The following is an 11,559-nucleotide window of genomic DNA, read 5'->3' as shown; positions in this document are numbered from 1 at the left end:
CGTGACACCATGCCGTCATGTCCTCCGCACTGACCGATCTCTTCCCCCACCCGATCGTGCAGGCCCCCATGGCGGGCGGCGTCTCCGTGCCGCAGCTCGCCGCGGCCGTGTCCGAGGCCGGGGGGCTCGGCTTCCTGGCCGCCGGGTACAAGACGGCCGACGGCATGTACCAGGAGATCAAGCAGCTGCGGGGGCTGACGAGCCGCCCCTTCGGCGTGAACCTGTTCATGCCGCAGCCGGAGTATGCCGAGCCCGCCGCCGTGGACGTCTACGCCCATCAGCTGGCCGGCGAGGCCGCCTGGTACGAGACCGAGCTGGGCGACCCGGACAGCGGCCGGGACGACGGTTACGACGCCAAGCTCGCGGTGTTGCTGGACAACCCGGTGCCGGTCGTCTCCTTCCACTTCGGGGTGCCCAGCCGGGACGTCCTGGACGCCCTGCGCCGGGCCGGAACGTTCACCCTCGTCACCGCCACCACCGCCGACGAGGCCCGCGCCGTCGAGCAGGCCGGGGCCGACGCGGTGATCGTGCAGGGCGTGGAGGCGGGCGGCCACCAGGGCACCCACCGGGACATCCCCGAGAACGACGGCTCCGGCATCGGGCTGCTGTCGCTGATCGCCCAGGTCCGCGAGGCGGTCCGGCTGCCCTTGGTCGCCGCGGGCGGCATCATGCGCGGCAGCCAGATCGCCGCCGCCCTCGCCGCGGGCGCGAGCGCCGCCCAGCTCGGCACCGCCTTCCTCGCCACCCCCGAGTCGGGCGCCCAGGCCGTGCACAAGCAGGCGCTGACCAACCCGCTGTTCACCCGCACCGAACTCACCCGCGCCTTCTCCGGCCGTCCCGCGCGCGGTCTCGTCAACCGGTTCATGCGCGAGCACGGGCCCTACGCCCCCGCCGCCTACCCGGAGATCCACCACCTCACCTCCCCGCTGCGCAAGGCCGCCGCCAAGGCCGGTGACGCGCAGGGCATGGCGCTGTGGGCGGGGCAGGGCCACCGCATGGCGCGCGACCTGCCCGCCGGTCAGCTGGTGGAGGTGCTGGCGGCCGAACTGGCGGCGGCCCGGACAGCGTTGTCGGCCGGAGGTGCGGCATGACGGCACCGGTGTTCGTGGTCGACCACTTCGACGCGGGCGGCGGCGGCCGCTACGTCCTCGACGGCCCCGAAGGACGGCACGCCGTCTCCGTGAAGCGGCTGCGGCCCGGCGAGGACGTCATCCTCACCGACGGCGCCGGACGCTGGGCGGAGTGCGTGGTGCTCGACACCGAGGGCAAGGACCGCCTCATCGTCCACATGGACTCCTACTCCGAGGAGCCCCCGCCGCAGCCCCGCATCACCGTCGTCCAGGCCCTGCCCAAGGGCGACCGCGGTGAACTCGCCGTCGAGACCATGACCGAGGTCGGCGTCGACGCGATCGTGCCCTGGCAGGCCGCCCGCTGCATCACCCAGTGGAAGGGCGACCGGGGCCAGAAGTCCCTCGCCAAGTGGCGCGCCACCGCCCGCGAGGCCGGCAAACAGTCCCGCCGGGTCCGCTTCCCCGAGGTCGCCGACGCGGCCACGACCAAGCAGGTCGCCGCGCTGCTCGCGAAGGCCGACTTCGCCGCCGTACTGCACTCGGACTTCGAGTACGGCAGCGAGCCGCTGGCCACCGCCGAACTGCCCACCGAGGGCGAGATCGTGCTGGTCGTCGGCCCCGAAGGAGGCGTCGCCTCCGACGAGTTGGCGCTGTTCCGGGAGGCCGGCGCCAATGCGTACGTCCTCGGCCCCACCGTGCTGCGCACCTCCACCGCGGGCACGGCGGCCGCCGCCCTGATCCTCGGCCGTACCGGCCGCTGGTCCTGACCCGCCCGGGAGGCACCGTGGAACTCGCCCAAGTCCGCCTGCTGGTCACCGACTTCGCCGCCTGCTACCGCTTCTACGCCGACGTCCTCGGCCTGAAGCCGCAGTCCGGGGCGGTGGACGGGCCGTACGAGAAGTTCAGTCCCGCCACGGGCTCGGCGGGCATCGCGCTCCAGGACCGGGCCGTGATGGCGGAGGTGCTGGACGAGCTGGGCGAGGCGGCGAACGGGCACCGGTCGCTGGTGGTGCTGCGGGTGGACGACCTCGACGCCTACTGCGAGGAGATCGTCTCGCGCGGCGCGACCCTGCTGCACGGCCCCGCCCCCATGACCGACCGGATGCGGGTCGCCCACCTCAAGGACCCGGAGGGGAACCTGGTGGAGCTTCAGGAGTGGCTGCTGCTGCGCGGTTAGCGGCGACGGCCCGCAGCAGCTCCCAGCCGTCCACCTCCCCGGCCCCGGGCAGCAGTCCGCGCCGCGTGGCCTCGTCGACGAGCGCGCGCACACTTCCCGGCTCGTTCAGGTTGAGACCGTTGTGGTGCTCGTCGATCACATATCCGCCGGGCTGGTAGCCGCCCGCGACGGGCCGGCCGGGCCCTTCCCGGAAGACGATCCGCGTGCGCACCCCGTCCCGGTGCAGGCTGACCACCTCCTCGCACGGCCGCCCGTCCCCGTGCCGGTGCCGGACGGTCCACAGATAGGTGGTCGCCTCGTCCACCACGAGCTTTCGCAGGCTGCCCTTCTTGCGCATACCGCCAGGCTAAGGGCTGTCCCGTCACCGGTCAGGCAAGTCGACAGCCCCCCGTCGAAGGGCGACGATGTGGGGATGGCCGAACGAATGGGCAGGGTGATCTGCGACATCACGATCTCGGCCGACGGGTACTCGGCCGGGCTCAACCAGACCGAGGAACGCCCGTTCGGCGACGACGGCGGCGACGGCACCGGCGACAGGCTGCACGCCTGGATGTTCGACACTCCCGACGAGAGCCGAGCCGAGGTCGAGCAGATCACCGCCGCGAAGGCATTCATCATGGGGCGCAACATGTTCGGCCCCGTGCGCGGCGAGTGGGATCGGCAGTGGAACGGCTGGTGGGGTGACGATCCGCCGTTCCACGCGCCGGTGTTCGTGCTCACCCACCACGCGCGCGAGCCGCAGCCGATGGACGGCGGCACCACGTACCACTTCGTCACCGACGGAATCGCCTCGGCACTGGCACAGGCACGCGCGGCGGCCGGCGACGGCGATGTCTCGGTCCTCGGCGGCGCGACCACCATCAACCAGTACCTCGCCGCCGGCCTGATCGACGAGCTGCGGCTGCACATCGTGCCGCTCACGCTCGGCGCCGGCACGCGGCTCTTCGAGGGCGTCCCGCCGCTGAGACTGGAGCAGGTGCGGTCGCGGTCAGCGAGTCTGGTCACGCACGTCACCTACCGCGTGCTGTCCTGAGCCGGACGGCGGGGAATACTGGGTGAGAAGCAGTGCGATGTCGTCGGTGCGGTTCGCCGAGTGGATGGCGCGGTGCAGGAGGGTGTCGGCGAGGTCGTCCAGTGATCCGGCACTCGCGTGGGCCAGTTGGGTGCGCACGTGGTCGATGCCGACGGTGATGTCCGTGTCACGGGCTTCGACCAGTCCGTCGGTGTAGAGGGCGAGGACGCAGCCGGGCGACAGTGTCAGCCGGGACTCCGGGAAGTCGGCGGTGTCGTCGATGCCCAGGAGCGGACCACCCGGCACTTCCAGGATCTCGGTGGTGCCTTCCGGCCGCCGCAGCAGCGGTGGGCAGTGGCCGGCGCGGACCAGGTGCGCGGTGGCCGCCTCGGGGTCGAGCAGGATGTAGCAGCAGCTGGCGAGCTGGTCGGGGCCGAGGTCGATGAGCACCCGGTTGGTCCCGGCCATCACCTCCGCGGGCCGGTGTCCGGCAGTGGCGAAGGCCCGTACCGCGCTGCGCAGTTGGCCCATGGTGGCCGCGGCGGCGACATTATGGCCCTCGACGTCGCCGACGACCAGGGCAAGGCCCCGATCGGTGCGGATGACGTCGTACCAGTCGCCGCCGATGTCCATCCAGTCCGTGCCGGGCAGGTAGCGGCCGGTGACCTGGACCCCGGGCTGGGCGGGCAGCCGGTGCGGGAGCAGCGCGTTCTGCAGCCCCAGGGCGAGGGCGGACCTGGCGTCGTACAGCCGGGCCCGCTCCAGCGCCTGTGCGATCAGACCGCTGAGCGCGGTCAGCATGCTGCGTTCTTCACCGGGGAAGGGGTGGGCCTGGTTGAAACCGAGGACGCAGACCCCGACCGGCCGGCTGGAGGCGATCAGCGGCAGGAACGCCAGGGAGCGGGAGGCGGCCTCGAACTCGGGGTAGGCCCGCGCGAACTCTTCGGGCGTTTCGATGAACAGCGGGCCGCCGCCGGCCAGTGCTCCGCTCAACGGTCCCCGGGAGTGCTGCAGGGGCGTGCCCTCGAACCGTTCCAGGAAGCTCTCGCGGTAGCCGCGCTGCGCCAGCAGGTGCAGGCGGCGCTCACGCACCACGTAGATCGCCATGCGATGCCCGCCGACGGCAGGCAGGAGCTGGTCGGCGACCACCTCGCACACCTCGCGCGCGGTCACCGCTTCGGTGAGCGCACCGCTCATCTGCAGGACGCGGTAAAGGGCGCCGGGACGCGTCGGCACGGAGCTCGCGGCGGCCGGGGCGGGTGAGGCCGTGGCGGCGGGTCCGGTGCCCGCCGGGCGGGGTTCCGCGGCCGGAGACACCCATCCGGTCATGTCCTGACCGTCCGGGCGCAGGGAGAACTCGAGCCATCCGTCCGGGCCCCGGGCCAGGAAGGAGACGGGCTGCTGGGAGATCCGGGCGGCCCGGAACCGATCCTCGCAGGCGGGATCGGACAGCCCCGGCAGGACCTCCCACGGGCGGTGTCCCACCAGGTCGCCCCGGCCGATGTGGACCAGCCGCACCAGGCGGTGGTTGGCGTAGGTGATCCGCCCGTCCCGGTCCAGTGCGAAGAAGCCGTCCGCGAGTCGCTCCAGGGCGGCGGCAGCGGCCATGCCGGAGCCGAGCTCGAAAACCCCGCCCACCAGATGGTCGCGCGCCTCCTGGCCGGCGCCGTGCTCCGGCAGCCGGCCCCACAGCTCGATGGTGCGGTGCCCGCCCCCTGTCTGCGGGATGCGCAGGCGTCGGGCCAGGACGCGGCCCTCCTTCCCCGCGGTACGCGCGGCGGCGTGGAAGGAGGGGCGGTCGCTCGGGTGCACCCGTGCCGCCAGCGTGGCCGCCCTTCCGTCGTACTCGTCCGGGGGCACGCCGAAGACCGCGCACACGGTGGTGTCCGCGGCGAGGGCGCCGGTGGAGAGGTTCCAGTCGAACAGGCCCACCCGCACCGCCGGGGCGGCCGGGGCTGCCACCTCCAGCGGAGCCTGTTCCCCGGCGGGCCCTGTCCCGACGCCGTGGGCCCGCAGGCGGATCAGTTCCGCGGCCAGGCGGCCGGCCGTGATGCGCAGGTGGCGCCGCCGTGCCTTGGACAGCCCGTGTCCGCCCTCCCGGACGGCCCACACCACGGCCATGGCCCCCAGGGTCTCCCGCCCCGTCGCGACCGGCACGGAGGCCGAGCCGAAGGGGTAGGGCACGGCGACAGAGAGCTGGGGAAATCTCCGCATGGTCGCCTCGGCGTCCGGCAGGTGGACCGTCCGCCCGGTACGGAACGCCTGCGCCACCGGGATGGCGCTGCTCACCGGGATACGACGCCAGCCGCCCAGCAACGACGGCGGCATCCCGGCCGCCGCGGCGAGGACCAGCGTGCTGCCGTCGGCCGAGGCCAGGAACACGCTCCCCGCGTGGGCCCCGGTCACCTCCACCGCCTTCAGGACCGCGTCCACCAGCGCATCGTCACGTTCGGCCGCCGCTTCGACGCTCGTCGTACCGATGGGGTGGGCACCAGGGGTGGTGCCGGTGGACGCCATGCTGACCCCGATCGCCGCACTGGTGGCGCAAGATACCCAGCCAGGTCATTTGTCCAATTCTCGTACGGATCGGGTCCCGGTCAAAGGTGGGGCCCCGCTCCGGCCGTCCGGAAGCCGAACAGCGTCATCCGCACCGTTCGGTCGGATCTCCACCGAGCGCGGGGTTTTCCGTGGGCACGAGCTGGACGTCCTCGCGGCGGACGGCGAACGCCTCCGGGACGTCCTTGCCGTAGCGGGCCGGGTCCCAGAGCCAGATCCAGTCGCCGGTGGTGCCGAAGGAAAGGACGGGGTAGGCGGTGGGGGCCGGGCCGTTCTCCACCGGGACCCGTTCGCCGGGGTCCACGGGCCGGAGGCACACCAGGCGGCCCCGCAGGCCGTAGTAGCCGGGCGGGTTGGTGCCGTCGAGGGCGGTCGTCTCGGCCGCCAGGCCCGCCGCCTTCGTCGCGCCGTACACGCTCAGGGTGACGGCGGTCAGCGTGTAGACCACCGCCAGGAGGGTGGCCAGGACCACCGCGAACAGCCGGAAGCCGCCGTCCCGGCCCAGCACATGGAAGTGCCGCAGCCACCCCACGACCGCCACGAAGAACAGCACGCTGCCCAGTGCCAGCGCCATCGGCTTGCCCGCGGCCAGATACGTGCCGAGCGTCGGCGCGGGCACCGTGGCGGCCCGGATGTCGAAGCGGTCCAGATACGCGTCGTGCATCTGCCCGCCCAGCCATCGCACCATCGACCACACCACCGGCACCGACAGCGGGATCAGCCAGGCGGCGTGCCGGGTGAAGAACGTCCGGCGCAGGGCCAGCACCACGCCGGTCCCGGTGAAGGCGGCGGCCGTCACGATCAGCAGCCCCGCCCACAGGGCCCCCGGGCCGCTGTCCCGGCCCACGAGAGCCCCGAACGCGGCCAGCGCCGTCGTGCCCGCCAGGCCCGCCGCCCACTGCGCCGGGAGCCCGCGGTCCCGGGTCTCCTTGGCGACCCGTCCCAGCGGCAGCGCGCCCGCCGTGCTGAGGACGGCGGGCAGCGGCTTCCACACCCCGTCCGCCCACACCACGTACATCCCGCAGACGATCGCCACCACGATCCCCACCGCGCCCGCGACCTGCCACGCCAGCCGGATCCGCCGCTCCTGCGCGGTCTCGCCGCGCGGCGGGTTCGCGTCGGAGTGGCCCGGCACACGCAGCCCGTGCCGTGCGGGGTCGTACGCGCGTCCGCCGAGCGCGCGGGCGGTCAGCTCGGCCTCGGCCGCCTGCCGGGAATGCGGGCCCGCCGGTACCGTCACGGCCCGCTGCTCGTCGGCGAGGCCGGACCAGGTCCAGGCCCGGCGCAGCCGGCCGCCGGACGGCAGCGCGCGGTGCAGGTGGTACGTCGTCCGGGGAGGCCGCTCGTGCTCGACCAGAGCCGCGTCCCGCACCCAGGCGCCCAACTCCGCCTGCTTCAGCAGGCGTTCCACTTCCGCCACGGCCGTACGGACCGCGCCCAGCCGTGCCCCGTGCAGCCGTACCTCCACGACGAGCGCGGTGCGCCGCGGGTCGGCGGCCGTGGCCCGCTCGGCGGGTTCCGCGGGGCGTACCGCCCAGGCCCGTTCCTCGAACAGGGCGGTGGCGTACGCGACTTCGTCGGGATGGTCGACGACGTCGACCAGGATCCGCACCCGGCGCCGGCGTGGCGGTGCGGGCGGTGCGGCGGCCGGGTCCGCGGCCGCCGGGACACCTTCGCCGGGTGGGTCCGGTGCGGGCGGCGCGGGCAGTCGGCGGGGCCGGATGCGGGGCGGCAACGGTCCTCCAGGGCGCGGCGGTTGGGACGACACCCGATTGTGACGCGGAGCGGTCACGCGTGGCCGTATGCGCCCTACCGCGCCCCGCGAGACAGTGGCAGCATGCCCTCCATGGGGGCATTGAGACGGTTTTGGGGTCGACCGAGAGGGCGCCGGGTGGCGGCGGTCGCGTCGCTCGCGGTGGTGGCCGTGGGTGGTGCCGTGGCCTGTGATCCGGGCGGGCTGAGCTCGGCGACCGTGGCGTACACCACCGACGAGACCGTGACCCGGGAGCTGGAGCGGCAGAAGGCGGACGTGCGGTGGCTCAGCTGCACCGCGGACTTCGGGGGCGACGGCCGCTCGACGCCCACCGCGAGCGAGGACACGGTCGCCGACGTCGAGTGCCAGGGGGAGACCACCGACGGGAAGGAGATCACCGTCAGCGGCAAGGTGACCCGCGCCGTGAACGGGCGCTGTATCCGCGGGGACATCGTGGCCAAGGTGGACGGCAAGGAGTGGTTCCACGTCAAGGGCCTCGGTGACTGCTCCGCCCCGAGCACCCCGCCCGCGAACCAGCCGCCCGGTGCCGACCCCGACCCGGACGTCACGGTGACCGTCACCAAGACCATCTGGTGCCAGCGCAGTCCCCAGTGCTGGCCCGAGGGCAAGTGATCGAAACCGCTGTCCAGGGGCGTCGCCGCTGCATAGGGTGATCGGGTGACACAGCCGACGCCGGGATACCTCCGATTTCCGCATCCGCACGGCGAGTTGGTGGCCTTCACCGCCGAGGACGACGTGTGGCTCGCCCCGCTCGACGGCGGGCGGGCCTGGCGGGTCAGCGCCGACAACGTGCCGGTGAACCATCCGCGCATCTCGCCCGACGGCTCCACCGTCGCCTGGACCTCCACCCGCGACGGCGCCCCCGAGGTGCACATCGCGCCGGTCGACGGCGGCCCGTCCAAGCGGCTGACCCACTGGGGCAGTTGGCGCACCCAGGCGCGCGGCTGGACCCCCGACGGGCGGGTCCTCGCCCTCACCACCCACGGCCAGGCGAGCCTGCGCCGCAGCTGGGCGCACGCCGTCCCGCTGGACGGCGGCCCGGCCACCCGGCTGCCGTACGGCCCCGTCGGCGAGGTCGCCCACGGCCCGCACACCGTGCTGCTGTCCGCGCCGATGGGCCGCGAGGCCGCCTGGTGGAAGCGGTACCGGGGTGGTACGGCGGGCAAGCTGTGGATCGACCGGGAGGGCGACGGCGAGTTCGTACGGCTCCACGAGGAGCTGGACGGGAACATCGAGTACCCGTTCTGGGTGGGGGAGAGGATCGCCTTTCTCTCCGACCACGAGGGGACGGGGGCTGTGTACTCCTCCCTCGCCGACGGGTCCGACCTGCGCCGCCACACCCCCCTCGACGGCTTCTACGCCCGGCACGCCGCGAGCGACGGCACCCGTGTCGTCTACTCCTGCGCCGGTGAACTGTGGCTGCTCGACGACCTCGACGGCGCCGAGCCGCGCCGCCTCGACATCCGGCTCGGCGGCCAGCGCACCGACCGGCAGCCGTACCAGGTGGACGCCGCCCGCTGGTTCGGGGCCGCCGCGCCCGACCACACCGCGCGGGGCAGCGCCGTCGCGGTGCGCGGCGCCGTGCACTGGGTCACCCACCGCTCCGGCCCCGCCCGCGCGCTCGCCGCCACGCCCGGCGTACGGGCCCGGCTGCCGCGCACCTTCCGGGTGGAGGGCGAGGAGTGGGTGGTGTGGGTGACGGACGCCGAGGGCGAGGACGCCCTGGAGTTCGCGCCCGCCACCGGCCTGGCGCCCGGCGCCACCCCGCGCCGGCTGGCCGCCGGGCGGCTCGGCCGGGTGCTGGGCCTGGCGATGGCCCCGGACGGCAGCCGGGCCGCGGTCGCCGCGCACGACGGGCGGGTGCTGCTCGTCGAGCGGGAGACCGGCGAGGTCCGCGAGGTGGACCGCAGCGAGCACGGCGATGTCTCCGGACTGACGTTCTCGCCGGACTCGGCCTGGCTGGCCTGGTCGCACCCCGGGCCCAGCCCGCTGTGCCAGATCAGGCTCGCCCACACCACCGACCTGACCGTCACCGAGGCGACCCCCCTCCGCTTCCAGGACTACGCGCCCGCCTTCACCCTCGACGGCAAGCACCTCGCGTTCCTCTCCACCCGCTCCTTCGACCCGGTCTACGACGAGCACGTCTTCGACCTGGCGTTCGTCACCGGCGACCGCCCGCACCTGATCACCCTCGCCGCCACCACGCCGTCCCCGTTCGGACCGCAGCGGCACGGCCGGCCCTTCGAGGCGCCGGACAAGGACGAGACCCCGGACAGCGAGGGCACCCCGGCCACCCGCATCGACCTCGAAGGGCTCGCCGACCGGATCGTGCCGTTCCCCGTCGAGGCCGGCCGCTACTCCAACCTGTGCGCCGCCAAGGACGGCGTGCTGTGGCTGCGCCACCCCGTGCAGGGGGTCCTCGGCGTCTCCCGGGCCACCCCCGACGACCCCGACCCGCACACCGAGCTGGAGCGCTACGACCTCGCCCAGCAGCGCCTGGAACACCTCGCCGCCGACGCCGACCACTTCCGGGTCAGCGGGGACGGCAAGCGGGTGCTGCTGTGGACCGACGGGCGGCTGAAGGTCGTCCCGAGCGACCGGCGGGCCTCCGGCGACGACGACAGCGACACCAACATCACCGTCGACCTGTCCCGCGTACGGCAGACGATCGACCCGGCCGCCGAGTGGCGGCAGATGTACGACGAGACCGGCCGGATCATGCGGGACCACTTCTGGCGGCCGGACATGAGCGGCGTCGACTGGGACGGCGTCCTCGACCGCTACCGGCCCGTCCTGGACCGCGTCGCCACCCACGACGACCTGGTCGACCTGCTCTGGGAGGTGCAGGGCGAACTGGGCACCTCGCACGCCTACGTCGTCCCGCGCGGCGGACACGGCCACGGCGACCGGCAGGGCCTGCTGGGCGCGGACCTCTCCCGGCACGCGGACGGCACCTGGCGTATCGACCGGGTGCTGCCCTCGGAGACCTCCGACCCCGAGGCCCGCTCCCCGCTCGCCGCGCCCGGCGTCGCGGTGCGCGCCGGGGACGCGATCGTCGCCGTCGGCGGGCAGCCGGTGGACCCGGTGACCGGGCCCGGGCCGCTGCTCGTCGGCACGGCGGGTAAGCCGGTCGAGCTGACCGTCTCGCCGGCCGGCGGGGGCGAGCCGCGGCACACCGTGGTCGTGCCGGTCGCCGACGAGGAGCCGCTGCGGTACCACGCGTGGGTCGCCGACCGGCGGGCGTACGTCCACGAGCGGTCCGGCGGGCGGCTCGGCTACCTCCACGTCCCGGACATGCAGGCCCCCGGCTGGGCGCAGATCCACCGCGACCTGCGGGTCGAGGTCGCCCGCGAGGGGCTCATCGTGGACGTCCGGGAGAACCGCGGCGGGCACACCTCCCAGCTCGTCGTGGAGAAGCTGGCCCGGCGGATCGTCGGCTGGGGCGTGCCGCGCGGGATGCGGCCGTACAGCTATCCGGAGGACGCGCCACGCGGGCCCGTCGTCGCCGTCGCCAACGAGTTCTCCGGGTCCGACGGGGACATCGTCAACGCGGCGATCAAGGCACTCGGGATCGGCCCGGTGGTCGGCACCCGGACCTGGGGCGGCGTCATCGGCATCGACAGCCGCTACCGGCTGGTCGACGGGACGCTCGTCACCCAGCCGAAGTACGCGTTCTGGCTGGAGGGTTACGGCTGGGGCGTGGAGAACCACGGGGTGGATCCGGACGTGGAGGTGGTCCAGCGGCCGCAGGACTACGCGGCGGGCCGGGATGTCCAGCTGGACGAGGCGATAACGCTGGCGCTGGCCGGGCTGGAGGAACGGGGAGCGAAGGTACCGCCGGCTTTGCCGTGACCGGAGTGGGGGCTGGCCGGGGGTGGGATGCGCAGCCCGGCGGAGCGGGGCGCCGCCCGCGCCCACCCTCCCCCAAGCTCTCGGCTTCGCTCGAGCAGGGGGGACCCCCATCGCCCCA

General features: G+C 74.2%; 9 protein-coding genes. 6 read left to right on the top strand and 3 right to left on the bottom strand.

The features are described 5' to 3' along the window. The first annotated feature begins 17 nt into the window (after nucleotides 1-17). Genes ACZ42A_RS03820 through ACZ42A_RS03810 form a run of 3 tightly spaced genes read left to right on the top strand, consistent with a single transcriptional unit; the run spans nucleotide 18 to nucleotide 2,247 of the window. Nucleotides 18-1,091 (top strand): nitronate monooxygenase, encoded by a 1,074-nt coding sequence (locus tag ACZ42A_RS03820; protein WP_468525510.1) that lies wholly within the window; start codon nucleotides 18-20, stop codon nucleotides 1,089-1,091. Next, nucleotides 1,088-1,837, top strand: coding sequence for a 16S rRNA (uracil(1498)-N(3))-methyltransferase (locus ACZ42A_RS03815; RefSeq protein ID WP_468525509.1), 750 nt, complete (start codon nucleotides 1,088-1,090; stop codon nucleotides 1,835-1,837). Before ACZ42A_RS03820 ends, ACZ42A_RS03815 begins: the two co-directional genes overlap by 4 nt. Before the next feature lie 17 nt (nucleotides 1,838-1,854). Then, the gene (locus ACZ42A_RS03810; RefSeq protein ID WP_468525508.1) at nucleotides 1,855-2,247 is read left to right on the top strand and encodes a VOC family protein; all 393 of its coding nucleotides are present in this window, start codon (nucleotides 1,855-1,857) and stop codon (nucleotides 2,245-2,247) included. Here the strand turns inward: ACZ42A_RS03810 and ACZ42A_RS03805 are convergent. Further along, nucleotides 2,189-2,584 (bottom strand): hypothetical protein, encoded by a 396-nt coding sequence (locus ACZ42A_RS03805; RefSeq protein ID WP_468525507.1) that lies wholly within the window; start codon nucleotides 2,582-2,584, stop codon nucleotides 2,189-2,191. The genes ACZ42A_RS03810 and ACZ42A_RS03805 overlap by 59 nt on opposite strands. Nucleotides 2,585-2,659: 75 nt before the next feature. On the opposite strand from ACZ42A_RS03805, the gene ACZ42A_RS03800 reads away from it, so the two are divergent. After that, complete coding sequence (locus ACZ42A_RS03800) at nucleotides 2,660-3,280, top strand: dihydrofolate reductase family protein (RefSeq protein ID WP_468525506.1); 621 nt, start codon at nucleotides 2,660-2,662, stop codon at nucleotides 3,278-3,280. Here ACZ42A_RS03800 and ACZ42A_RS03795 read toward each other — a convergent pair. Both ACZ42A_RS03795 and ACZ42A_RS03790 read right to left on the bottom strand, forming a co-directional pair. Then, nucleotides 3,236-5,776, bottom strand: a complete 2,541-nt coding sequence (locus ACZ42A_RS03795; protein WP_468525505.1) for a SpoIIE family protein phosphatase — start codon at nucleotides 5,774-5,776, stop codon at nucleotides 3,236-3,238. The genes ACZ42A_RS03800 and ACZ42A_RS03795 overlap by 45 nt on opposite strands. A gap of 124 nt (nucleotides 5,777-5,900) precedes the next feature. Continuing rightward, on the bottom strand, nucleotides 5,901-7,550 hold the full coding sequence (locus tag ACZ42A_RS03790; RefSeq protein WP_468525504.1) for a hypothetical protein: 1,650 nt from the start codon (nucleotides 7,548-7,550) through the stop codon (nucleotides 5,901-5,903). Nucleotides 7,551-7,661: 111 nt separating this feature from the next. Here ACZ42A_RS03790 and ACZ42A_RS03785 point away from each other — a divergent pair, with 111 nt between their 5' ends. Together ACZ42A_RS03785 and ACZ42A_RS03780 are read left to right on the top strand one after the other, a co-directional pair. Next, nucleotides 7,662-8,201, top strand: coding sequence for a hypothetical protein (locus tag ACZ42A_RS03785; RefSeq protein ID WP_468525503.1), 540 nt, complete (start codon nucleotides 7,662-7,664; stop codon nucleotides 8,199-8,201). Between the two features lie 45 nt (nucleotides 8,202-8,246). Beyond that, nucleotides 8,247-11,441, top strand: a complete 3,195-nt coding sequence (locus ACZ42A_RS03780; RefSeq protein WP_468525502.1) for a S41 family peptidase — start codon at nucleotides 8,247-8,249, stop codon at nucleotides 11,439-11,441. The last annotated feature ends 118 nt before the right edge of the window (nucleotides 11,442-11,559 follow it).

This window comes from Streptomyces sp. NPDC030838, from assembly GCF_055572035.1.
This window is presented reverse-complemented; position numbering and strand designations above follow the sequence as displayed.